Annotated in this window: 23 protein-coding genes, 1 tRNA gene and 1 pseudogene; 10 read left to right on the top strand and 15 right to left on the bottom strand. The window is 53.9% G+C overall.

The annotated features are described in order from the left end of the window. The 8 genes and pseudogenes from ABJQ89_RS13450 to ABJQ89_RS13415 form a co-directional block, all read right to left on the bottom strand. The coding region (locus ABJQ89_RS13450) for an RNA polymerase sigma factor region1.1 domain-containing protein (RefSeq protein WP_348496723.1) at positions 1–368 on the bottom strand (368 nt) is incomplete at its 3' end. 164 nt (positions 369–532) lie between these two features. After that, positions 533–2,488 (bottom strand): annotated as a pseudogene (gene dnaG, locus ABJQ89_RS13445) (DNA primase). Between the two features lie 35 nt (positions 2,489–2,523). Continuing rightward, on the bottom strand, positions 2,524–2,832 hold the full coding sequence (locus ABJQ89_RS13440; protein ID WP_348496722.1) for a hypothetical protein: 309 nt from the start codon (positions 2,830–2,832) through the stop codon (positions 2,524–2,526). 54 nt (positions 2,833–2,886) lie between these two features. After that, positions 2,887–3,420, bottom strand: coding sequence for a sarcosine oxidase subunit gamma (locus ABJQ89_RS13435; RefSeq protein ID WP_348496721.1), 534 nt, complete (start codon positions 3,418–3,420; stop codon positions 2,887–2,889). Further along, positions 3,413–6,343 carry a sarcosine oxidase subunit alpha family protein gene (locus tag ABJQ89_RS13430; RefSeq protein WP_348496720.1) on the bottom strand — a complete coding sequence of 977 codons (2,931 nt, stop codon included), beginning with the start codon at positions 6,341–6,343 and terminating at the stop codon, positions 3,413–3,415. The genes ABJQ89_RS13435 and ABJQ89_RS13430 overlap by 8 nt, the downstream gene beginning before the upstream one ends. Next, complete coding sequence (locus ABJQ89_RS13425) at positions 6,340–6,612, bottom strand: sarcosine oxidase subunit delta (protein WP_348496719.1); 273 nt, start codon at positions 6,610–6,612, stop codon at positions 6,340–6,342. The genes ABJQ89_RS13430 and ABJQ89_RS13425 overlap by 4 nt, the downstream gene beginning before the upstream one ends. Before the next feature lie 79 nt (positions 6,613–6,691). Continuing rightward, the gene (locus tag ABJQ89_RS13420; protein WP_348496718.1) at positions 6,692–7,945 is read right to left on the bottom strand and encodes a sarcosine oxidase subunit beta family protein; all 1,254 of its coding nucleotides are present in this window, start codon (positions 7,943–7,945) and stop codon (positions 6,692–6,694) included. A gap of 116 nt (positions 7,946–8,061) precedes the next feature. Next, entirely contained in the window at positions 8,062–9,492 is a 1,431-nt protein-coding gene (locus ABJQ89_RS13415) for a Glu/Leu/Phe/Val dehydrogenase (protein ID WP_348496724.1), read from the bottom strand. 328 nt (positions 9,493–9,820) lie between these two features. Between ABJQ89_RS13415 and ABJQ89_RS13410 the strand changes: the two genes are divergently transcribed. The 3 genes from ABJQ89_RS13410 to ABJQ89_RS13400 are packed head-to-tail and all read left to right on the top strand — an operon-like array spanning position 9,821 to position 12,353. Further along, the gene (locus ABJQ89_RS13410) at positions 9,821–11,251 is read left to right on the top strand and encodes a Tad domain-containing protein (RefSeq protein WP_348496717.1); all 1,431 of its coding nucleotides are present in this window, start codon (positions 9,821–9,823) and stop codon (positions 11,249–11,251) included. Then, positions 11,248–11,793 carry a TadE/TadG family type IV pilus assembly protein gene (locus ABJQ89_RS13405; RefSeq protein WP_348496716.1) on the top strand — a complete coding sequence of 182 codons (546 nt, stop codon included), beginning with the start codon at positions 11,248–11,250 and terminating at the stop codon, positions 11,791–11,793. The genes ABJQ89_RS13410 and ABJQ89_RS13405 overlap by 4 nt, the downstream gene beginning before the upstream one ends. 5 nt (positions 11,794–11,798) lie before the next feature. Then, positions 11,799–12,353 carry a hypothetical protein gene (locus ABJQ89_RS13400; protein ID WP_348496715.1) on the top strand — a complete coding sequence of 185 codons (555 nt, stop codon included), beginning with the start codon at positions 11,799–11,801 and terminating at the stop codon, positions 12,351–12,353. Between the two features lie 82 nt (positions 12,354–12,435). On the opposite strand, the gene ABJQ89_RS13395 is transcribed toward ABJQ89_RS13400, so the two are convergent. Together ABJQ89_RS13395 and ABJQ89_RS13390 are read right to left on the bottom strand one after the other, a co-directional pair. Beyond that, positions 12,436–12,957 carry a hypothetical protein gene (locus ABJQ89_RS13395; protein ID WP_348496714.1) on the bottom strand — a complete coding sequence of 174 codons (522 nt, stop codon included), beginning with the start codon at positions 12,955–12,957 and terminating at the stop codon, positions 12,436–12,438. Positions 12,958–13,032: 75 nt separating this feature from the next. Further along, positions 13,033–13,977 (bottom strand): NAD(P)-dependent oxidoreductase, encoded by a 945-nt coding sequence (locus ABJQ89_RS13390; RefSeq protein ID WP_348496713.1) that lies wholly within the window; start codon positions 13,975–13,977, stop codon positions 13,033–13,035. A 113-nt stretch (positions 13,978–14,090) separates the two neighbouring features. Between ABJQ89_RS13390 and ABJQ89_RS13385 the strand changes: the two genes are divergently transcribed. Continuing rightward, the gene (locus tag ABJQ89_RS13385; RefSeq protein ID WP_348496712.1) at positions 14,091–14,534 is read left to right on the top strand and encodes a GNAT family N-acetyltransferase; all 444 of its coding nucleotides are present in this window, start codon (positions 14,091–14,093) and stop codon (positions 14,532–14,534) included. Between the two features lie 87 nt (positions 14,535–14,621). Here ABJQ89_RS13385 and ABJQ89_RS13380 read toward each other — a convergent pair whose 3' ends face one another. Next, entirely contained in the window at positions 14,622–15,188 is a 567-nt protein-coding gene (locus ABJQ89_RS13380; RefSeq protein ID WP_348496711.1) for a carboxymuconolactone decarboxylase family protein, read from the bottom strand. Between the two features lie 100 nt (positions 15,189–15,288). Between ABJQ89_RS13380 and ABJQ89_RS13375 the strand changes: the two genes are divergently transcribed. The 3 genes from ABJQ89_RS13375 (at position 15,289) to ABJQ89_RS13365 (ending at position 17,547) form a co-directional block, all read left to right on the top strand. Further along, the gene (locus ABJQ89_RS13375; protein ID WP_348496710.1) at positions 15,289–15,861 is read left to right on the top strand and encodes a TetR/AcrR family transcriptional regulator; all 573 of its coding nucleotides are present in this window, start codon (positions 15,289–15,291) and stop codon (positions 15,859–15,861) included. A gap of 316 nt (positions 15,862–16,177) precedes the next feature. Further along, positions 16,178–16,588, top strand: a complete 411-nt coding sequence (locus tag ABJQ89_RS13370) for a globin family protein (protein ID WP_348496709.1) — start codon at positions 16,178–16,180, stop codon at positions 16,586–16,588. 260 nt (positions 16,589–16,848) lie between these two features. Then, positions 16,849–17,547, top strand: coding sequence for a DUF3047 domain-containing protein (locus ABJQ89_RS13365; RefSeq protein WP_348496708.1), 699 nt, complete (start codon positions 16,849–16,851; stop codon positions 17,545–17,547). A gap of 21 nt (positions 17,548–17,568) precedes the next feature. On the opposite strand, the gene ABJQ89_RS13360 is transcribed toward ABJQ89_RS13365, so the two are convergent. From ABJQ89_RS13360 to ABJQ89_RS13350, 3 genes are all read right to left on the bottom strand, one after another. Then, the gene (locus ABJQ89_RS13360; RefSeq protein WP_348496707.1) at positions 17,569–17,850 is read right to left on the bottom strand and encodes a WGR domain-containing protein; all 282 of its coding nucleotides are present in this window, start codon (positions 17,848–17,850) and stop codon (positions 17,569–17,571) included. A gap of 149 nt (positions 17,851–17,999) precedes the next feature. Continuing rightward, a tRNA-Thr gene (locus ABJQ89_RS13355) sits at positions 18,000–18,075 on the bottom strand. Positions 18,076–18,144: 69 nt separating this feature from the next. Further along, a complete protein-coding gene (locus ABJQ89_RS13350) occupies positions 18,145–19,797 on the bottom strand; it encodes an iron ABC transporter permease (RefSeq protein ID WP_348496706.1) in 1,653 nt (550 codons plus the stop codon). 87 nt (positions 19,798–19,884) lie between these two features. Here ABJQ89_RS13350 and ABJQ89_RS13345 point away from each other — a divergent pair, with 87 nt between their 5' ends. Then, positions 19,885–20,766, top strand: coding sequence for a hypothetical protein (locus ABJQ89_RS13345; RefSeq protein WP_348496705.1), 882 nt, complete (start codon positions 19,885–19,887; stop codon positions 20,764–20,766). 24 nt (positions 20,767–20,790) lie between these two features. On the opposite strand, the gene ABJQ89_RS13340 is transcribed toward ABJQ89_RS13345, so the two are convergent. Further along, the gene (locus ABJQ89_RS13340) at positions 20,791–21,054 is read right to left on the bottom strand and encodes a DUF2312 domain-containing protein (RefSeq protein WP_348496704.1); all 264 of its coding nucleotides are present in this window, start codon (positions 21,052–21,054) and stop codon (positions 20,791–20,793) included. A gap of 140 nt (positions 21,055–21,194) precedes the next feature. Here ABJQ89_RS13340 and ABJQ89_RS13335 point away from each other — a divergent pair, with 140 nt between their 5' ends. Both ABJQ89_RS13335 and ABJQ89_RS13330 read left to right on the top strand, forming a co-directional pair. Beyond that, positions 21,195–21,410 (top strand): hypothetical protein, encoded by a 216-nt coding sequence (locus ABJQ89_RS13335; RefSeq protein WP_348496703.1) that lies wholly within the window; start codon positions 21,195–21,197, stop codon positions 21,408–21,410. A 39-nt stretch (positions 21,411–21,449) separates the two neighbouring features. Further along, the coding region (locus ABJQ89_RS13330; protein ID WP_348496702.1) for a M48 family metalloprotease at positions 21,450–21,942 on the top strand (493 nt) is incomplete at its 3' end.

Below are 21,942 nucleotides of genomic sequence, written 5' to 3'. Positions count from 1 at the left end.
CCCATTTCACGTAGGTACATGCGCACAGGGTCATCCGTGCGGTCCAGCTTTTCGGAGCCGGTAGATGCAATGGTAACTTCTTTATTCGTGCCAGCGGTCACAAGGTCAGTGGTGCCCTTGTCTTCTTCGGCATCTTCTTCCTCTTCGGTGACCTGAATGCCCATTTCGGAGAGCATCGACATCACGTCTTCGATCTGGTCAGAGCTGACCTGATCCGGCGGAAGAACAGCGTTCAGCTGATCATAAGTGATATAGCCACGTTCTCGCGCATCGGCGATCATCTTTTTAACGGCGGTTTGGCTCATATCGAGCGTATGTGCAGCATCCTGATCGTCAGGCTTGCGGTCGTCATTGTCTTTGGCGGCCATGCAATTGCTCCTGTTGGGGGCCTCCCCCCGTTATGTGGCTAAGAGTATCTGAGCGACCATTTAGACGACAGACTGATTCGGTTTAAACGAATCATATCGTCCAAAGATGATTCGGCCACCCATGTACCCTGATTTCTTTACTTAATCCTCACCAAAATGCCAATTCATGACTGTTTGGATACATTCAATTTTTCGAGCAGCTGGGCAAAAGCGCTCTTTTCATCACGGTTGATTCGCGCACCATTCGGCGCCGTATCGTATTCTGCCTTATCTTCTTGTTGGCTTCGCAGCGCTCGATTTCGCGCCTGCGCGGCTTGTCCTAAACGCCAGGTGACGCTTTCATCGGCGAGCCCCACGAGGTCTTCTGCCGCTTCTTGCACTTCTGCGCTCAGTCCTTGCTCTGCTTCCAGCTTAGCTAGCTCTTCAGATACGGTCATCAAGGCCATTTCTGTATCGCCGGGATTTCGGATGCAGGGCGTAATAGCCACATGGCCAGCGCCCATCAGCTTTTCAAGGCCATGCTCGCCCCGCGCGGCGATTATCTTTTCCCGCAACAGCTCAGGCCCATTGAGGTAATGGGTCAAAATCAGATCGCGCAGATCGCTATGCTCTTGCGTTGTCAGGCTCAGTTCTTCGAGCTGGCCTTCGAATTCATGGGTGACTTCAGGGGTGCAGATCAACGTCGCGAGGATCACCGCTTCGCGCATTTGGCGCTGCGTGTCTTCTCCTGCACCTGCGAGCAACGACGCTTTCGTCCCGGCCATTGCCATTTGCGGAGCATCTTTGCGCCACGCGCCCTTTTTCCATGGTGTTTTACCAGCGCCGCCTTTGGGACCGCTGCGGAAAAGCTGCCAGCGCATGTCTTTTATCGCTTGGCCGTAATGCGCGCGGATCGATGGATCGCGGATCAACATGATTTTCTCGCGCAGCACCTTATCCAGCGCGGCTTTACGCTCTGGGCTATCGAAGTTCTTGTCCTCGACCTCTTTGTCCCACAGCAGCTGAACCATTGGCATCGCTTTATCGAGCACGGCCTGAACCGCCTCTGGCCCCTCTGCGCGGATGAGATCGTCAGGGTCTTTGCCCTCTGGCATCAGCGCAAATCGCAGACTTTTGCCCGCCTCTAACAAAGGAAGCGCCAGATCGATCAACCGCTGCGCCGCGCGCAGACCTGCTTTGTCACCATCGAGCGCGATGATTGGTTCATCCGAGATACGCCAGAGCAAATGCAGTTGATTTTCGGTGATTGCTGTGCCGAGCGGCGCGACGCTCGCGCCAAACCCTCCCTCTGCCAAGGCAATCACATCCATGTACCCTTCAGCCACGATCAGCGGCGCGCCTTTGCCCGCCGCCTCGCGTGCTGGTCCATGGTGATAAAGGCTGCGGCCTTTATCAAACAAAAGCGTTTCGGGAGAGTTCAGGTATTTCGCATTGTCATTCGGGTCCATCGCGCGACCGCCAAAGGCCGTGCAGCGCCCTCGCGGATCGCGGATCGGGAACATGATCCGATTGCGGAATGTGTCGTAGGGCTTGCCGCCCTTGCTGGAAGGTTTCCCCAGACCCGCCGCTAGGATTTTTTCAGGCGATACGCCCTTCCCAGTGAGATGATCCCAAAGTCCTTGTCATGCATCTGGGGCAAATCCGATCTCGAACCGCTCAAGCGCGTCGGCCTTTAGACCGCGCCTTTCCAGATAATCACGGGCATCTGCAGCGCCGCCTGTACGCAACTGCAAGCGAAAGAATTGCACCGCTTGCTCCATGACTTCGGCGAGTTCGGTGCGCTCATCCGCCTTTTGCTGCGCGCGTGGGTCCTGTTTTGGCACTTCCATGCCTGCCTCACCCGCAAGAATTTCAACCGCTTCCATGAAGCCGACATTTTCAGTCTCGCGCACGAAAGAAATCGCATCGCCCTTGGCCTGACAGCCGAAGCAATAATAGAACCCCTTGCGGTCATCCACATGAAAAGACGCGGATTTTTCGTGGTGAAACGGGCATGGCGCCCACATGTCACCCTTGCCCTGATTGGACTTGCGCTGATCCCACATGACTTTGCGCCCAACAACCTGTGACAGGCTGAGGCGGGTGCGCAATTCATCTAGGAAACCGGGTGGCAGACTCATGTCGTCAGTATCGGATCAGAGGCGCGCAGAGTCCACTAGCCTTTGAAGGCTTTACACTGATCTGCGAAAGCGGCGCCGACGTCATCTTTCAGGTCTGCGTCAGACAGGCCATACACAAAACTGCTGAGGTAAGGCACCATTTGCAAATGCGTGACTTGGTCCTCACCGAAATATTCGATCATCGCCAGTTGTGCGTCCGTTTCGCTGCTCCCGTCGATCCGCAGTTCCGCGATCTTTTGGCTGGCGGCACCTAAATCATTACAAAAACGATCTTTTTTAGATTGCGCCGCCACTGGCATCGCAACAGAGGCACTTAAAACACAAAGCACAACAAGACGGATCATTTGGCAGCTCCATAATATCACTGCCCTTTCACATAGGACAGCTCTGGGCAAAAGTCACCCACGCCCCTGCAAAAGATCCATCGCGCGTGTGATCTCATGCACCATTGTGACTGCCATGGAGCGAAAGGAGAATATCCGAAACCCGTCGTTTGAGGTGCGCGTGATGTGCAAAGGCATATGTCCCAAAAGCGTGCGCGCGGCATGCCCGCGTTTAAACGTGCTCTGTCGCAGATCAATCGGAACCAAGCGCGCGAGCACATCCTCGCTCGCCGCGCCCTTTAGCTCTAGGGCGCACCACGCATCGCTTTGATCGGTCAGCGCTGCCATCTCAACCAGCTTCGCAGGTAGATCAAAGCCCAGCGCCATGAATTGTCCTTGACTGAACCAAACAATCTCTTGCCCAGCTTTGCCACTTGACCGCGCAACCTTGGGCAAATCGGAGCCGAGCAGCTTTGCAACATCGCTGCCCCGTCCTTTGAACGGTGCGATGGACGTCATGCGGCCCAGCGCCAGTTCGCTCAAAACGGTGTCCGCCGCCTCATAAGGAAGCAATCCATCGGCAGGTGTCTTTGCACTCAATTCAACCACGTGCTTTTCCTCCTGTCGGATCATGAACAACCGGATCGACGATCTCGCAAAGGGCTTCTAGCCCGCGCATGTGATCCACCATTTTGATGCTCTCTCCATGACGCGCGCGCCCATCTCGTAAGAAGGCCATGCCAAGGAACACGTTTTCTGTGGGCGAAAACCCGACCGAAGTCACATAGCCCTCTGAATGCTCACGCGTTGCTGGGTTTTCTGGATCAAACAGATGCGCACCAGCGGTCAGTTGTTTAACCGCGCCAATCGGTTTTAACCCCACAAGCTGCTGGCGATCCTCCCCTACAAGCCCCGCGCGCGCTGCCATGGTTTGGCCGACGCAATCTTTCTTGGTCGAGATCATCTTCTCCATCCCGATATCAAATGCCGTCACGCGCCCATGAATTTCCGCATGGGTGATAAAGCCCTTCTCGATCCGCAAGACATTAAGTGCCTCCATCCCATAAGGACCACCGCCCAGCGCATCGGCTTTTTCACAGAGCACCTCAAACATGCTCGCCCCATAGCGCGCAGGCACGGCAATCTCATAGGCATGCTCCCCAGAGAAGGAGATACGGAAGAGCCGCGCATCCACGCCTCCAACACTCACAGCACCACATGCCATGAAAGGGAAGCTGTCATTGTCTATGGGCGTATCTACCACTTCATTGATCAACTCACGCGATTTAGGCCCGGCGACAGCGAACTGTGCCCATTGCTCTGTTACAGAGATCATCGACACATCCAGCTCAGGGCGCAGACATTGATGCACGAACTCTAGGTGGCGCATGACCTGACCCGCCGCAGCGGTTGTCGTCGTCATTACGAAATGGGTCTCGCTCAGCCGCGCAGTTGTTCCGTCATCCATGACATACCCATCTTCACGCAGCATCAGCCCATAGCGCGTGCGCCCGACTTTGAGCGTGCTAAAGGTGTTCGTATAGACAAAATCGAGCAAGGCAGCGGCATCCGGCCCTTGAATATCGATCTTGCCCAATGTGCTCACATCACAAACACCAACGCTCTTGCGCACCATGTTCACTTCGCGATCACAAGACTGCCGCCAATGGTTCTCTCCCTCTAGGGGAAAGTAACTCGGACGATACCACATCCCTGCTTCAATCATCGGGGCATTCCGCGCGATTGTCCCTTTATGGGATGTCGTAAAGCGTTCAGGCGCAAACCCTTTGCCTTGCGCGCCTGCCCCCATGGCGGCAATCGGCACAGGCGTATAGGGCGGACGGAAGGTCGTTGTCCCCGTCTCAGGTATCCCGCGCCCTGTAACATCCGCAAGAATAGCCAAGGCGTTCACGTTAGAGTTCTTCCCTTGGTCCGTCGCCATCCCTTGGGTCGTGTAACGTTTCATATGCTCGACAGAGCGGAAGTTCTCTGTCGCGGCCTGTTTAACATCCTTCACGGTCACATCATTCTGGAAATCGAGCCAAGCACGCCCTTTCCCGCCAACCGCCCAAAGCGGCGTAATATTCACAGGCGCATCTTCAGCTATAGGCAAAGCCCCCTCACTCACCTTCTTGCCCAGCGCTTTAAGCGCCTTTTGCGCCGCGGCGCGCCCTTCAACCAACGCCCCAAGGGTCGAAAAGGTCCCATTGCAGGCACCAGCCGTCTCCATGTTCGGGATCGCGCCCTCGCGCGGAACAAAGCTCGCGATATCCCCGCGCCATTCAGGACGACCATTCATGTGGCACGTCATATGCACGGATGGGTTCCACCCTCCGGACACAGCCAGACATTCTGTCGCAATCTTCTCCTGACCGCTTTGCGTACGAATGGTGATAGACTCGAGCCCTTTACGCCCACTGGCATCACAAACCTCAGCGCCTTTGTAGATGGGGAAGTCTCCTTCCACCTCTATATCCGTTCGACTATCAACCAAGGCAGCAACGTGCACACCCGCCGCGCGCAGATCGTGGGCCGTGCGATGGGCATCATCGTTGTTGCCGAACACCACAACATTACGCCCCGGTGCAACGCCCCAACGGTTCACATAAGAACGCACTGCACTGGCCAGCATCACACCGGGTCTGTCGTTGTTGCGAAAGGCGATAGGACGCTCCAAGGCGCCAGCCGCGAGAATGCTCTGCTTGGCCACGATACGCCAGAAACAGCCTCGCGGTGTAGCGCTGCGTTGTGGCTTATGCCCCCCAACACGTTCAAGCGCCCCGAACGTTCCTTGGTCATATGCCCCTGTGACCGTCGTACGCGTCATAATACGTACATTGTCCATCGCGTTTAGCTCAGCATAGACACTCTCGGCCCATTGATGGCCCGCTTGGCCCTCAACCTCTAAACTCTCAGACAGCAAACGCCCCCCGACTTGCGTATCTTCATCTGCCAGAATGATATCCGCCCCCGCGCGCCCTGCTTCCAAGGCAGCCATAAGCCCAGCAGGCCCCGCGCCGATGATCAACAGATCACAAAAGGCAAAGGCCTTTTCATAAACAGCATCATTGGCTTTTCCGCTCACACCACCCAATCCAGCAGCGCGGCGAATGACAGGCTCATACAACCGTTCCCAAAACGCGCGCGGCCACATGAACGTCTTGTAATAGAACCCCGCACTCAGGAAGGGCGCGACCAGATCATTGATGCTCATCACATCGAAATTCAGAGAGGGCCAAGCGTTTTGCGAGAAGACTTCAAGACCTTCATATATCTCCTGTACCGTCGCACGCACATTCGGCTCTATATCATCGCCGCGCTTGACTGTGATCAACGCATTCGGCTCTTCGCTCCCCGCGGTCAGCACCCCCCTAGGGCGATGATACTTAAACGAACGCGCCATGAGGCGCACATCATGGGCAAGCAAGGCCGAGGCAACCGTATCCCCTGCATATCCCTGTATACGTGTTCCATCAAACGTGAAGCTGACAGATTGCGCCCGATCAATGAGACCTTTGTTTTCGATCCTCATGTGCCGCTCCCTTTCACGTCCTTCGCCAAGACAGTCTCCAGAACTTCATGGGTCACTGTGTTGCGCGTTACGACGATCCAAGCCGTGCACCCCGCTTCATGTTGCCAAAGGTCACGCGTAACGCCTGCGGGATTGTCACGGTTATGGACATAGTCATCCCATGCCGCGTCCCCAGCATCAGGTTCTGGACGATCCAGCGCAACGGCATCCCCCACATAATAGAACTCTCGGCGATCTCTCTCACCACACACAGGACAGATCAGACGCATAGCATCCCCCTATAGGCGTAACCGCCCTTCATCTTTCCAAATAAACTTCCGCCGGAGGCTCCCATCATCTCAAAGCCTCCTAGTGCAAATTGTGTTGAGAGCCAGTGCCCTCTTCATCAATCAAGCCAACGCCAGAGCGGAAGCGATCCAAACGAAAGCCTGTCCCATCTTGATGAAAATCATCCGTCGCGATCAAATGCGAGAATACGGAGCCAGAGCCGGGAACAGCTTTGAACCCGCCATAGCACCACCCGCAATTGAGATAGAACCCGTCCACAGGACTTTTATCGATGATTGGGCTCCCGTCAGGGGTCATATCCATGATCCCCCCCCATGAACGCAGCACTTTGGCCTCGCCAATCATCGGCATCAGCGTCATGCCCGCTTCCATCACATGCTCTTTCATCGGTAGGTTACCGCGCTGTGCATATGAGGCATAGAAATCCAGATCGCCGCCAAAGACCAATCCGCCCTTGTCCGACTGGCTGATATAAAAATGCCCCATGCCAAAACTGATCACATGATCGATCATAGGTTTGAGGCCCTCCGTTACAAAGGCCTGTAAAACATGGCTCTCAATTGGAAGCCTGAGCCCTGCCATCGCGGCCACCTGTCCAGAGCGCCCCGCGACGGTCATTCCGATCTTCTTTGTCTTGATCGCGCCGCGCGAGGTTTGCACACCGGTGACCGCGCCGTTTTCGATATCAATGCCCGTCACTTCACAATTCTGGATAATATCAACGCCGCGCATATCCGCGCCTCGCGCATAACCCCATGCCACCGCATCATGGCGCGCTGTGCCACCCCTTGGGTGAAGCAAACCGCCATAGATCGGGAAGCGCCCATTGTCGAAATCGAGATAGGGCAGATGTTTGCGCACGCCCTCACGGTCCAGAAGCACCGCATCATCCCCTTGGTTCACCATCGCATTGCCGCGCCGCACAAAGGCATCGCGCTGACCGTCCGAATGGAAAAGGTTAATCAACCCGCGCTGCGAGTGCATGACGTTGTAATTCAGATCGTCTTCCAGCCCTTCCCAGAGCTTGAGCGAATGGCTGTAAAATTCGGAATTGCCGTTCAGGAAGTAGTTTGCGCGCACAATCGTCGTGTTGCGCCCCACATTGCCGCCGCCAATATATCCTTTTTCCAGAACAGCGATATTGGTAAGGCCGTGGTTCTTCGCGAGGTAATAAGCCGTGGACAGCCCATGCCCGCCGCCGCCGATGATAATGGCGTCATATTCAGCCTTCGGTTCTGGGTCCCGCCAATGCGCGCTCCAACCTTTGTTGCCTGTCAGACCTTCTTTGAGAATGCGTAATCCTGAAAACCGCATTGGCCAACTCCTGCTATTCACAGCAGAGCCTAAGCGCGAAAAACAGTGACGCGCAACGTCTGAACGACATTGCGCGTCGGTTTTAGAGCATCATGCCCTGATATTAGAACGCGGGTTTAGAGCCCTTTCGCGCGGTAGCTGGCGGCGACTTTCTCAATCGCAACGAGGTAAGCGGCAGTTCGCAAGTCTTTCACATCCTCGCGCTCATGCCATACATTGCGCATCGCTTGATAAGAAATTCGCATCGTATCATCGAGACCGGAACGCACCAGTTCCAGCTCATCCGCGCCGCGCAGATACTTTTCCTTAAACCCAGGCGAGAGCTGCCAACCAAGGCCCGCATCCGCGCTCAAACGCTCAAGTTCATCTACGACAAGCTGATGGCGCCCTTCTTCCTGACGGCGTTGCATCCGGCCAAAGCGAATATGACTAAGGTTCTTGACCCATTCAAAGTAGCTGACCGTCACACCGCCCGCATTTGCATACATGTCCGGGATAATCACGACACCCTTGCCGCTCAAAATTTCATCAGCGCCCGCTGTCACAGGACCATTCGCAGCCTCAATGATCAAAGGCGCTTTGATGCGCTCCGCGTTTTCAAGGTTAATCACCCCTTCAAGCGCGGCTGGAATCAGAATGTCGCATTCCGTTTCCATAACGACTGCACCATCACTGTGGCCTTTGGCATCGGGATATCCTGTTACCCCCCCATTGGCGACAATCCAGCTTCGCACTGCTTCGACGTCCAAACCGTTCTCGTCATGGAGCGCGCCGTCGTGTTCGATAATGCCCGTAATCTTAGCGCCATCTTCCTCGGCTAGAAACTTAGCCGCGTGATAGCCCACATTGCCAAGACCCTGTACGATGATGCGCTTGCCTTCCAGCTTTCCAGACAACCCTGCCTTCTCAAGCCCACGTGCATCCCTGAAAAATTCGCGCAACGCAAACTGCACACCGCGGCCCGTCGCTTCAACGCGACCCGCAATGCCGCCAGCATTCAACGGCTTACCCGTTACACAGGCTTTTGAGTTGATGTCTGTAGTATTCATCCGAGCATATTGGTCCGCGATCCACGCCATCTCACGCTCACCCGTGCCCATATCAGGGGCAGGAACGTTTTGCGCAGGATCGATCAAATCGCGCTTGATCAGCTCATAGGCAAATCGACGCGTAATCAGTTCCAGTTCATGTTCATCATATTGACGCGGATCGATGCGCAAGCCCCCCTTAGAGCCTCCAAACGGCGCTTCCACGAGCGCGCATTTATACGTCATCAAAGCGGCGAGCGCCTCTACCTCATCTTGGTTAACGCCCATCGCAAAACGAATACCGCCCTTCACTGGTTCCATATGTTCGGAATGAACAGATCGATAGCCGGTGAACGTTTCCAACTTGCCCCGCAAACGAACGCCAAAACGAACAGTATAGGTCGCGTTACACACACGGATTTTTTCCTCAAGCCCCGGGGGAAGATCCAAGAGCGCCACCGCGCGACTAAACATCATATCAACGCTTTCGCGGAAACTTGGTTCGTTCTTCGGTATCATCATGTCCCTCCAAATTGGCATGCGGCGCATCCTGCAGAAGCGCTAATCCAAGCCTATGACGATTTGGTTAACCTAAGCGACTAATTTTTGTGCAAAGTACGGAAAATCGACATGCCATAAAACAGTCTCGAATAGAGGCCAAAATTATCCCAAATTGGAAACAATCGCATTTGAGTCAAAACATTGTTTGCGAGCATACGAAATGTGGCACGTATTCACCCGTTTCGTGCCCCATTTTCGCCACATCGCGGAGTCAAACACACACTTGGATTTATACGCCCCGAGTCTGTCGTTGTTTGAGGGGGGCAAAACGAAAGGACCGAGGACAATGCGGTACAAACTTCGCCTTACCGGCGGCAAGCCGGACGAGGAAAACGCTCAGAGCCACTCTCTCTGTCGCGCGTTCAAAGAAGAGGAAAGTGGCACACTCGTCATTTTCGCCGTCTTTATGGTGCTTATGATTCTTATGATGGCCGGTATCGGTATCGACCTAATGCGTTCTGAACGGGATCGTACGATCCTGCAGCACACATTGGATCGTGCGATTCTCGCAGCCGCTGATTTGGATCAAGAGCAAGCGCCTGCAAAAGTCGTAGACGATTACTTTGAAGCGGCGGGACTAGACAGCTTTTTGTCTAGCGTCTCCGTCGATCAGGGTTTGAACTACAAAACGATCGGCGCGGAAGCGCAATCAATCACCACCACCGCCTTTATGAAAATGGCCGGTGTGGATACATTGAATGCGACTGCTGCTGGTGTCGCTGAAGAGCGGATCGCGAACGTTGAGATTTCAATGGTGTTGGATATCTCGGGTTCCATGTCCTCTGGAAGCCGTATGCCACAGTTGCGCGCTGCTGCGACATCATTTGTTGACACGGTTCTGAGCCCTTCTAACGAAGATCTCGTTTCAGTTTCGCTGGTACCATATTCCCAGCACGTCAACGTAGGTCCGCTGATCTATGACGAACTGAACATGAATCACCGCCACGACTATTCCCACTGCGTCGAAATGAACGACAGCGAATACAGCACGACGGAGCTCGATCTGAACACGACTTACGATCAGATGCAGCACTTCCAGTGGAACTATAGCGGTAGCAACTCTCTGACAGACACAATCTGCCCGCGTTACTCTTATGAGCGTATCACTCCGTTCAGCCAAGACGCAGACGCATTGAATGCACAGATTGCTCAGCTACAACCACGTGCCGGTACTCAGATCTTCATGGGGATGAAGTGGGCTGCCGCAATGTTGGATCCAGCGTTCAATCCTGTTGTCACAGCACTTGCTAACAGCAACGATGTTGACGATGCATTTAGTGATCGCCCTGCCGCCTTTACGGATCCGGAAACACTGAAGACCGTTGTTCTTATGACAGATGGTCAGAACAGTTCCGCGTCCCGTATCGAAAGCTGGGCCTACGATTCATCATCAGACTACTACCACTGGAGCCGTTATAACCTTTGGTATTACCTGTATAGAAACGTTAGCTCACGTAGCCGTAGCAGCTTCTATGAAACGAAGTATACAGCTTCCCAAGGCGATACACTGCTCGATAACATCTGTGAGGCCGCAAAAGACAAAGGTATTGTCATTTGGTCAATCGGTTTCGAAGTTGAAGAAAATAGCGATGCTGCTGACGTTATGGAATCCTGCGCGTCTTCACCAAGCCACTTCTTCCTCGTGGAAGGTATCGAAATTTCCGACGCATTTGACGCCATTGCGCGCCAGATTAACCAACTGAGGCTCACAGAATGAAACAGCTTCTTAACAAAATCCTGCGCTTTCGCCGCGCAGAGAGTGGCAACGTCACAGTCGAATTCGCTCTGGTGTTTCCCGTTTTCATCATGATCCTGGTCTCCAGCATTGAAATGGGGGTCATTACGATCCGCCAAACTCTGCTTGAGCGTGGTTTGGACATCGCAATGCGCGAAGTTCGTATCGGCACAGGCGCACAATACGATCACGACACTATTCGCGATCTGATCTGCGATGGTGCGGTAATCTTCGATGATTGTTCCAAAAACTTGCGTTTGGAAATGATCCCGAATGACCCCCGCTCCTATTCAGAACTGCCTGCTACGGTTGACTGTGTTGAGCAAAGCTCTGCGGCGGATGATATCATCAACCCAGTGCGCCAGTTTGACATGGGCTCCTCTAACGAGCTGGTCATCGTGCGTGCCTGCATGCTCTACGATCCAATCTTCCCAACATCCCAGTTGGCGTTGCAGCGGACCACAGATCACAATGGCAAAAGCGCATTGGTCGCCGTTTCGGCCTTCACACAGGAACCGAGGTAATCGCTATGAAAACATTCATCCTGTCAAAACTGCGCGACTTCGCGCGTGAAACCAAAGGCTCTGCCTCTGTTGAAGCCGCGATCATCTTTCCGGTCGTCTTCTGGGCCTATGCCGCCAGCTTCACCTACTATGAAGCGTACCGCGCCCAGACCGTGGCTGAAAAAGCGGCCTACACCGTGAGCGACATGCTGAGCCGTGAAACACTGGCGATCACGCCCGAGTACATGACGAACGCACGTAACATCTACAAAGACCTTTCCGGTTTGAACCCAGGTGAAACGGCGTTGCGTGTAACTTTGCTGCGTTGGGACGAAGAAGACCTGACCTTCACGGTCGATTGGTCAGAGCACCGTGGAGATATTCCACAGCTGAGCGATCTTGATGTCACCGACTATGATGAGTTGTTGCCACCCCTTGTGGACAACGAGCGCATCATTCTGGTGGAAACCGCATCTGACTACGATCCTGCCTTCAGCGTTGGCCTTGCACCGCGTACGATTGAGACCTTTGTCTTCACCCGTCCACGCTTTGCACCGCAGCTGGTTTGGGAAGATAGCTAAGCATTCAAGTGCCTGAAAAAACAAAAAAACGCCGCTCCGATTTGGGGCGGCGTTTTTCGTTGTGCTGTCGAAACGAGAGCTTTTATTCGTCGTTCTGTTTTTGCTGTGCGGCAATGTCTCGCTCTGCAACTAGGATCGCAATCGCTTCTGCCATACCTTTGCTTTGCGGCGCGCCGGTCACGCCCCCTACCCCGAGCTGACGCGAAAACGACCAGAACAAACCGGGCGCCCATCGGCGTGGGCCGCTTTCCTTAAGCGTCACCAGAAACCCGTTTGAAGGCTTAAAAGCAAATGCACCACGCTCGACCTTTTGGATGTTGGACAACTCGGCCAACACAGTGCCCGACTGAAGGCGCAATTCTTGCGTGGTCAATTCAATAATCTGAGACGTGGCATCGAACAGTCGATAACTGGCATAGATGCCAAGCAGACCAAAGGCGATCAGCAAAAACTGAGCACCGCCCGACGGTACGGATATAGAAAGATACAACATCAGAAAACCGAGCATGCCCAGCATCGCGGTTCCCAAGTATCGACGGGGCGGCGACGCTGTGAGCGTCGCGACGACGCGCACTTCGGATGGATCGTGAGAGGTGTCAGGCATTGCGCGACCCTTTTGTTAAAGAATTTCGCGCGGACAACTAACACCGAGTTTATGAAATTGCGAGGGCCGAGCGCGTTAACGGCGCACGATCACCTCTGCGCCGCGCTCTTCTGGTTCGTCATCCGTCATTTCAGCCGGGAAACCCGGTGCAGTGACATCAAGACCTGTCGCATATTCCAAGCGTTTGATCACATTCGGAGACAGCTCACGCGGACCGTAGCGCTCGATCCCGTCGTTGAAGATATCAATGAGCAACGGGTTCAATTGCAATGGCACCTCGGCGCGATCGGCAACCGCTTGGAACAGGCCGATATCTTTTGCGACCAAATCCATCGTGAAAGAAATGTCGCGGCTGCCGTTCAGGATCACTTGGCTTTCTGTTTCATGCACAAAGGACGTGCCAGACGAGATGCGAATGGCTTCATAAGCCGTGCCAAGGTCCATGCCCGCGCCTTTCGCAACGGTCAAAGCTTCGGCGCAAGACACAAGGTTCGCAGTCGCGAGATAGTTGGTGATGACCTTCAAGATACTTGCAGAGCCAAGCTCACCCGTATGCAAAACGCGGCGCCCCATGATCGTCAGCAGCGGTAAAATGCGCTCGAAGGTTTCGCGTGAACATCCTGCAAAGATTGAGATGTTTCCAGTATCGGCGCGGTGGCAACCACCCGACACAGGGCAATCCACGGCAGCGCCGCCAGCCGCAATGACCAATGCGCCAAGACGTTTGACTTCGGCTTCATCTGTGGTGGACATTTCCATCCAGATCTTGCCCTCTTTCACTTCTGGCAACATCTCTTGCATCACTGCATCCGAAGCTGCGGGGCTTGGCAAACAGGTAATGACCGCATCGCAAGAGCGCATCAATTCCGCTGCGCTGCCACCCGCAATTGCACCGCGCTCAACCGCGCCTGCCACCAAATCTGCATCCAGATCATGAACGCTGAGTTCAATGCCATTGCGCAGCAGGCTACCTGATAGCTTGCCGCCAACATTGCCCAGCCCGATGAATCCGATTTTCATATGTCTCTCCTAGCTTTTGCAGCCACCATTAAAGCGCCTTTGCGACCCGTCGCGTCTAATCGCGACGCAAATTCTCTATTGCCGCTATCTTTAGAATGTTGCCTATACGCAAGATGAAACCGACCGAGAAACCAGAGGCTGACGCAACGATGCTTTTCGAGGAAGTTCAAACCGGCGATATCCTGAAATTCCGCCAAGCGATGCTCTGGCCAGATAAGCCTCTGTCCCATGTCGCGGTCCTAGGCGATGACACTGCAACGCATTTATGTTTGCGCCAAAACGGTGAAATTTGCGCTGCGGGATCGTTTTTCCCTGATGGTGATCGCGTACAATTACGCAAACTCGCAGTGCACCCTGGCTTACGCGGCAAGGGAATTGGCAAGCAGCTGATCCAAGCAGGAATAGACATTATGAAAGACAAGGGTGCACGCCTTCTGTGGTGCGATGCGCGCGTCGAATCCCTTGGATTTTATGAACAAATCGGATTTTCCATCGAAAGCGACATCTACCTCAAGTCAGGCAAGCCTTATCGAAAAGCATCAATCGAGCTGAGTTAGACGCAATCAAGCGCCGCTTTTGACAGCGACGCTTGACCAGCGACCTCAGACAAGAGTGCAAACGAGCGCGTTAAACGCCCGCCGCGATTAAACCTCCAATGGCGTATCGCCGCGCGTCCAAAGCAACGGTTGGAACGCCTCGTCAACTGGCGTTACAGCCATGTGGTTGACGTAGTTGGACATTGTTTTCTGCGCCATGCCCAGAATAATATCGAGCACTGCGCGGTGGCCATAACCCGCAGCAAAGAACGCGTCCATTTGCGCGTCTTCCATGTTGCCACGTTGGCGCAGCATTTGCACAGTAAACGTGCGCAGCGCTTCGAGTTTAGCTGTTGGCAGCGGTGTTTCATTGCGCAGCGCGTCAGAAATTTCGTCAGACACTTTCATCATCTTCGCGATGCCCGTGTGTGCAGGCACACAGTAATGGCACTCGTTTTCAACGTTGATCGCCTGCCAAACAACGGTCAGTTCTTCTGCATCAAAATCAGAAGCTTGGAACAGTTTATGGAGCAGCTGATAGCCTTCATAGGCCTGTGGGCTTTCCGCGAGCACTTTGTGCAAGCCAGGAAGACGGCCAAACGCCTTCATAGAGTTTTCGATCAGTGGCTTGGAGCCTTCTGGTGCGGACTCAAGATCGTGGGATGGGAAGCTCATAGGACATATCCATTTTAATGTTGTTGTTTGGTCCGTTTATGCTTTCTTGAGTGATCACTCAAGTATATAATTGAGCAATCGTTCAACTATTGGTGATCCCATGCCCCGCAGACCGTCCTACGACCGTGAAGATCTGATCAAACGCGCGCGCGATCTGTTTTGGACACGTGGGTGGGCTGGAACGACGCTGAAGGATTTAGAACACTGCCTGCAGATGAAGCCAGGTAGCTTTTACGCGGCCTTTGGATCGAAAGATGCGTTGTTTGAAATTGCCTTGGATACCTACGCAAATGATGGCTTAAACCGCCTGAAGACACTGGAAGCAGAGCTTGGCCCGCTTGAGACCCTGCAACGGTTTCCCGCAATGGTCATCGAAAATGAAGACGCGCCTGCAAAAGCCTGCATGTTAGCAAAAACCCTGCTAGAGCTACAGGCGCATGACCACCCTCTTGCCGAAACAGCGAACCAGCACTTGTTGCGGATGGAAGACCAATTTGCCCAGCTCTTTGAGAACGCACAAACGGCCGGTAAGGTCGATGCAACGCGTGACCCAAAGGTCCTCGCACGGCGGTATCAATCAGACCTGATGGGCCTACGTGTTTCTGCGGAGCGCAAAGGAGTGGATGCCCAAGGTATCGCGACCGAAATCGCAAACAGCCTAAGCCAACTTTAAGCAAACGATCATTTTCATCGCGATCAAAGCCTAGCTTTTATGCAAACGGCCCTAAATTGAGCACTCGTCTTTTAGCACGCTGCTGAATTCGCCAAATTTTTTTGACAATGGCCTGCCGCGTTTAGTTAACTCAATGTGTCGACAACGGCGTCGACGCAACTGGCATGGTCACAACGTGCAGTGGGCAACAAGGCTCGCGTATCAGGGCTCCGGCCGCGCATTCATGCGCGCGAAATGTCTGCCCGCTTGTTCATCTGACTCGCCACATCCTCCCAACTTTCCAAGCAAAATTAATACGATAGCAAGGACACGCTCCATGACTCCCGAAAAAATCGAACTTGTTCAAAGCAGCTTCAAAAAAGTAGTGCCAATCTCCGAGGCCGCAGCTGATATTTTCTACGATCGCCTCTTTGAAATTGCACCCGATACACGTGCGCTGTTCCCCGAAGTTATGACAGATCAGAAGAAAAAGCTGATGCAAATGATAGCTGTCGCGGTCAACGGTTTGAGCGACTTGGAGGCAATCGTACCAGCGGTTCAAGAGCTCGGCGCGCGCCACAAAGGGTACAACGTAACCGAGGCACATTACGACGATGTTGGCGCTGCGCTCCTCTTTACGCTTGGCAAGGGCCTAGGTGATGATTTCACACCCGCCCATCAGGAAGCCTGGGGTGAAACCTATGGGCTTTTGGCGGGTGTCATGAAAGAGGCTCAAATGGCGGCATAACTGCCCAAGCACCTTCTTTGAGCGGGCTATCACGCTTTGGCCCGCTCCAATATCTGCCCAAAACCCCTGATCCACGCGTTTACCACCTCTGGTACAAGCGCGTTATAACGCACGAATTCGCCACCATTGCCGATGAGTGCGCGCAGACATGGCTAAGGCCCAACCATCCATGTGATCACGATTTTGTTTCTGTTGAGCCGGACAAAAATGCCTAGGTTGGCTAAAAGCCGTCCCTTTGCATCCCACACGTCAGGTCCATCATGAAAAAGCTGCTCATTGCACTCGCCATTCTCACAGTTGGCGCAGGTGTTTATTGGCAAACCCGCCCTTCCCTGTTTGAAAGCGGAACGCCGCTGACAGCCAACAACGGCGCGATTGATCTGCTGGCTGAGCTAAATACCGATGCATTGTCTGATGGCTGGTTCCACCGCACATTTTTCACGGCGAATGCGGCCAACTATCAAATGACGCTCGAAAGCGGCGCACCTGCATTGCGCTGCACCACCGACAACAGCGCTTCCATTCTCGCGCGCAATACCGAAATACCATTGTCTGAGCTGAACATTCTCTCTTGGCGCTGGAAGGTCGATCAACCTATCGAAAGCAATGTGGATGAAGATACCAAAGACGGCGATGATCACCCTCTTCGCTTCTTTGTTCGGTTTTCAAATGAAGATGGCGACATTCGGGCCGCAGAAATCATCTGGAGCAACAAAAAATACGCGCCTGGTGAGTATAAGATTATCGACGGGTTTTATCATTACGTTGCCAACGGGCTGCACGAGAACACCAAGGTTTGGCACGATCACTCACTCGATCTTCGACAGCTCTACACCGACATCGGTGGAAAGGGCGAAGCAACGCTGCAAACGCTTGGTTTCTTCTGCGATAGTGACAACACTGGCGCCAAAAGCGATGGGGTTTTCGCGGATATCCACCTAAGCGCGGCACCTGCCTAAGTTGGCGAAAATTTGGCAGAGCTAAATGCGAAATCCACGTTTAAATTTTTGCTGGGCCACCTCTGCTAGCGCATCAACGGCCTGACCTTCGTCGACGTGGTGACTGATCTTCAATTTACCAGCAGCCCCTATGCGCCCCCATTCGCGCACGAGCGTTGCCCCACCGAACAAATCCCGTTGCACGGTCAGCAGATAGAACTGACGCATGTTTCGAACAGTATCGATACGGCGCAGCTTGATGAAGCTCGGAAAGACTTCACTTTGTATAGGGTTATCAGAGCTTTGAGGGTCAATTTTCTTCATTCCCCCACAGTATCTGAGTCGCAAGGCATTGAAAAATGGGTTTTGACAAAGAGGACGAAACGGAAAGTACGTAGCGCATAACGCAACTAAGAAATCCGAACCTATTCACTCGAGGAACAGAGTCGATTTTTCAACATCTTGGAAAAAGGTGGTGCCCCCACACGGACTCGAACCGCGGACCTATTGATTACAAATCAATTGCTCTACCAGCTGAGCTATAGGGGCACTGCGGATGCGAATACAAAGAGATGCGGGTACTCGCAAGAGGCTTTTTCGAAAAAACTAAAAAAAAATTCACCGGCTTGTTCTTGCAAGCAATGCAACCGCGCAAAGGCCTACTAAAATCACCAAAATTGCCGCGGGCGCCGCGTCGCCGAGGTTCTCGAGGCTGGCCTGATCATGCACACGCGTTGCGAGCGTGTCGTAGTTGAACGGGCGCAACAATAAGGTCGCGGGGAGCTCTTTGACGCAATCGACGAAGACCAATAGCAGAGAGGAAAGCGCGGACGCGCGAATGAGCGGTAAATAGACCGCTCCGAGCACCTGCCCCTTGCTTCGACCAAGCGAGCGCGCAGCCATAGGCAGGCTGGGCGATACGCGCCCCATTGCGGCGTCTGCGGCCCCTTGCGCAATGGCGAAGAAACGCACGCAGTAGGCCAAAATTAACGCAAAGGCAGACCCCGTTAGCAACAATCCAAAATCTGTCCCCGTCAGAGCCAAGAGACCGTCCGCTAGAGCGTGATCCAAGATCGCTAATGGTACAAGGATACCCACTGCGAGCACGGCGCCCGGCGCGGCGTAGCCAATGCTTGTGACTGGCATCAAAAATCTCGGCAATGTGCGGTTGGAAAGGCGCACGCCGTAGACCATGAAAAGCCCGAGCGTCACAGTGACCAAAGCCGCGCTGCCGGCGACGCTCAGCGTATTCACCAAAGCTTGTAGCAGTGCGGGATCTTGCCATCTCTCTGCATTCTCAAGAGCATGGCTCAGGATCACGCTGGCCGGCAAGACAAAGCCGGTGAGAAAAGGCAGCGTGCAAGCAAAGAACGCGACTGCGCCGTGCCATCCCTCAAGGCGCGCCTTGATCGGTGATTTGTGACTGCGAGACAGTGCAAAGAAGCGGCTTTTGCGACGCGAGACTTTTTCAAGTGTGACAAGAAGGATCACCAACATCAAAACCGTGCAGGCGATTTGCGCCGCCCCGCCCGCGTTGTTGCTTTCAAGCCAAACGCTGAAAATGCCTGTGGTTAAGGTCTGAACAGAGAAATAGTCGACCGTCCCGAAATCATTGACCGTTTCCATCATGACAATCGCTGTTCCTGCTGCGATCGCAGGGCGCGCCATCGGCAGACCTATACGGAAGAAGCGGGCAAAGGCCGCTGCCCCGAGCGAGCGCGCGACTTCCTCGCCGCTGCCCGATTGCTCGCGAAACGCTGCGCGCGCCATGATATAGACATAGGGAAACAACGAGGCGCTGAGCACCAAAATGGCCGAGCCGCGTGAGCGGATTTCAGGGAACCAGTAGTCACGGGAATTTTGCCAGCCAAAGAGATCGCGCAGACCCGTTTGAACAGGCCCAGCGTATTCGAGGAAATCAACCAGAGCATAGGCTCCGACATAGGCGGGAATGGCCAATGGCAACAACAAGAGCCATTCGAGCCAGCGCGCCCCAAAAAACTGATACCTTGAAATCAACCAAGCAGTGACCGTGCCAACGATAGCAGCGAGCACGCCAACGCTCCCCATTAAGATTAACGAGTTTTTCAAATAGCGCGGCAAAGTCGTCGAAATCAGATGCGGCCAGATGTTCTCGCTTGGGAAAAGTGCAATCCACACGACAGAGGCAATGGGCAGCACAACGAGGGTCGCGATAAGCAGTGCGCCAACGGACCAAAAGCTTGGCAAAACAAGGCGCATGCGCGTTTGGCGGGTGTCAATCTGTGTCATGCGAGCCTTCTGACGGAAATCGGTTTAACTGTCCAGAAAAGCGCTTATAGTAAAAGACCAATGTAGATTAGTAAAAAGCAAGCAAGTATGCAGGTTATCCTACACGCAGGTTCCCATTGCACAGATGACGGCAAGCTGCTGTCGACGCTCTTTAAAAACAAAGACCTGTTGAGCGAGCGTAGAATTGCGCTTCCAAAACCTCGCGCCTATCGCCAACTTTTATCCGAGACCATCAAAGCGCTGTCAAAACGCCCTGCGGGACCTGATACGCGCATGGCTTTTCTTGATGCGATTTTGGACACCGAAGCGCAGGACGTGAACCGCCTTGTCTTGCAAAACGAAAACTTCTTTTGCGTGCCTAAGATCGCTTTCAAAAAGGGGCAAATCTACCCAACAGCAGGAACCCGCGTCGCGCGATTGACCGATCTTTTCCCAGAGGATGAGGTCGAGCTTTTCCTCAGCATCCGCAACCCAGCAAGCCACTTGCCTGCAATGTATGCAAGCACACCGCATGACTCCTTTATCGAGTTTGTGGACGGCATGGACCCGCGTGATTTCAAGTGGTCGGATTTGCTTATCAACATTCGTCAAACGGCTCCAAATGTGCCAATCACGGTTTGGTGCAACGAAGATACGCCCTTGATCTGGGGCGAATTGGTCCGTGAAATTGCCGATCTCCCTGCGGAGCTACCGATTGAGGGCGAGTTTGATCTGCTTTCGGAAATCATGAGCTCGGAAGGCATGACGCGCTTCCAAAGCTATCTTACGAGCCATCCCAACATGAGCGCGGTTCAATTGCGCCGCGTGATCACCGCGTTCTTGGACAAATATGCGATTGAAGACATGCTGGAAGAAGAAATCGACTTGCCCGGCTGGACGGAAGATTTGATGGATCAATTGACCCAAAGCTATGAAGCCGATTTAGTCACAATCGATAGCATTCCGGGTGTGACGCTACTGATGTCGTAACGCCACCCGTTTTAGAGCCTTTGATTAGCTCGGCATTCCTAGCGCTTCTTTATACATCTCGAGCACCGCTTCTTCCTCTGCGATATCATCAGGCTCGCGTTTGCGCAGGGCGATCACTTTGCGAATAACCTTAGTGTCATAGCCACGTGACTTGGCTTCTGCCATGACTTCCTTGCTTTGCTCGGCAAGGTCTTTCTTTTCCTGATCAAGGCGCTCTAGGCGCTCAATGAACTGGCGCAATTCGTCTGCGGTCACGCGGTAGGTTGTGTCGCCGATTACATCTGACATGGGGGCACTCCGATCAAAGAAAATATCTAACCACTCCCCTAGCGTTCTGCTCGAAGGGCTGCAAGGGCTTGCGAGGCGCGCGCGCGCAGGTTAGGCGCTGCTGTAGAAAATGAGCCGTATTTTGCAAAGAGGAAATGGCGATGGATGGTTTGATTTGGTCTGGAGCCGCGATCTCCTGCTTGGGATTGCTTGGTTTGGTCACAAGCATCATCAAAGTGAACCGCGCGCGTAAAGCGGGCCTGAGCGACGAAGAGCTGCGCGCAGCCGTGCAAAAGGTGCTCCCCCTAAACCTCGGATCGCTCTTTTTGTCTGTGATCGGCCTTATGATGGTGATTGTAGGCATCTTTCTGGGTTAACGCCTTGTCGAACGAGCGTCGCCGCCACATATTCAGATCATGATCAAATTTATGCCCATTCTGCTGGCCGTTCTGTACGGGCTGGCCATGTATCGCTTTTCGGTTTGGCGCACGAGCCGCGAGCTCGACCAGAAATCGACCGAGCTTGCCGATCCAGATCTTCAACCACTGATGATGGATATGGCGCGCGCGCTAGATTTGCCGCGCATTCGTGTTCATATCTATGAGATCGATCCGGTGAACGGGCTTGCCGCGCCGGATGGCCGGATTTTCATCACCCGTGGGTTTTACAAGAAGTTCCGCGATGGTGAGGTGTCTAGCGGCGAAATCGCATCCGTCATCGCCCACGAACTAGGCCATGTGGCCCTAGGACATTCCCGCCGTCGCATGATCGATTTCTCAGGGCAAAATGCATTGCGCACGGCTTTGGCGATGGTGATTGGCCGTTTCATTCCAGGCGTTGGTCCGTGGATCGCTAATATGTTCACATCCCTGCTCGCCGCGCGCCTGTCGCGCAGCGACGAATATGAGG

The sequence above is a fragment of the Planktotalea sp. genome (genome assembly GCF_039984035.1).
Taxonomy (GTDB): Bacteria; Pseudomonadota; Alphaproteobacteria; order Rhodobacterales; family Rhodobacteraceae; genus Planktotalea.
The sequence above is the reverse complement of the archived record's forward strand: the minus strand, read 5'-3'. Positions and strand labels throughout refer to the sequence as shown.

Excerpts from the sequence above, each read along its gene's own strand:
- ABJQ89_RS13440 (WP_348496722.1), bottom strand. The coding sequence starts at position 2,832 with ATGATCCGTCTTGTTGTGCTTTGTGTTTTAAGTGCCTCTGTTGCGATG.
- ABJQ89_RS13430 (WP_348496720.1), bottom strand. The coding sequence starts at position 6,343 with ATGAGGATCGAAAACAAAGGTCTCATTGATCGGGCGCAATCTGTCAGC.
- ABJQ89_RS13425 (WP_348496719.1), bottom strand. The coding sequence starts at position 6,612 with ATGCGTCTGATCTGTCCTGTGTGTGGTGAGAGAGATCGCCGAGAGTTC.
- ABJQ89_RS13420 (WP_348496718.1), bottom strand. The coding sequence starts at position 7,945 with ATGCGGTTTTCAGGATTACGCATTCTCAAAGAAGGTCTGACAGGCAAC.
- ABJQ89_RS13415 (WP_348496724.1), bottom strand. The coding sequence starts at position 9,492 with ATGATACCGAAGAACGAACCAAGTTTCCGCGAAAGCGTTGATATGATG.
- ABJQ89_RS13410 (WP_348496717.1), top strand. The coding sequence starts at position 9,821 with ATGCGGTACAAACTTCGCCTTACCGGCGGCAAGCCGGACGAGGAAAAC.
- ABJQ89_RS13405 (WP_348496716.1), top strand. The coding sequence starts at position 11,248 with ATGAAACAGCTTCTTAACAAAATCCTGCGCTTTCGCCGCGCAGAGAGT.
- ABJQ89_RS13400 (WP_348496715.1), top strand. The coding sequence starts at position 11,799 with ATGAAAACATTCATCCTGTCAAAACTGCGCGACTTCGCGCGTGAAACC.
- ABJQ89_RS13395 (WP_348496714.1), bottom strand. The coding sequence starts at position 12,957 with ATGCCTGACACCTCTCACGATCCATCCGAAGTGCGCGTCGTCGCGACG.
- ABJQ89_RS13390 (WP_348496713.1), bottom strand. The coding sequence starts at position 13,977 with ATGAAAATCGGATTCATCGGGCTGGGCAATGTTGGCGGCAAGCTATCA.
- ABJQ89_RS13385 (WP_348496712.1), top strand. The coding sequence starts at position 14,091 with ATGAAACCGACCGAGAAACCAGAGGCTGACGCAACGATGCTTTTCGAG.
- ABJQ89_RS13380 (WP_348496711.1), bottom strand. The coding sequence starts at position 15,188 with ATGAGCTTCCCATCCCACGATCTTGAGTCCGCACCAGAAGGCTCCAAG.
- ABJQ89_RS13375 (WP_348496710.1), top strand. The coding sequence starts at position 15,289 with ATGCCCCGCAGACCGTCCTACGACCGTGAAGATCTGATCAAACGCGCG.
- ABJQ89_RS13370 (WP_348496709.1), top strand. The coding sequence starts at position 16,178 with ATGACTCCCGAAAAAATCGAACTTGTTCAAAGCAGCTTCAAAAAAGTA.
- ABJQ89_RS13365 (WP_348496708.1), top strand. The coding sequence starts at position 16,849 with ATGAAAAAGCTGCTCATTGCACTCGCCATTCTCACAGTTGGCGCAGGT.
- ABJQ89_RS13360 (WP_348496707.1), bottom strand. The coding sequence starts at position 17,850 with ATGAAGAAAATTGACCCTCAAAGCTCTGATAACCCTATACAAAGTGAA.
- ABJQ89_RS13350 (WP_348496706.1), bottom strand. The coding sequence starts at position 19,797 with ATGACACAGATTGACACCCGCCAAACGCGCATGCGCCTTGTTTTGCCA.
- ABJQ89_RS13345 (WP_348496705.1), top strand. The coding sequence starts at position 19,885 with ATGCAGGTTATCCTACACGCAGGTTCCCATTGCACAGATGACGGCAAG.
- ABJQ89_RS13340 (WP_348496704.1), bottom strand. The coding sequence starts at position 21,054 with ATGTCAGATGTAATCGGCGACACAACCTACCGCGTGACCGCAGACGAA.
- ABJQ89_RS13335 (WP_348496703.1), top strand. The coding sequence starts at position 21,195 with ATGGATGGTTTGATTTGGTCTGGAGCCGCGATCTCCTGCTTGGGATTG.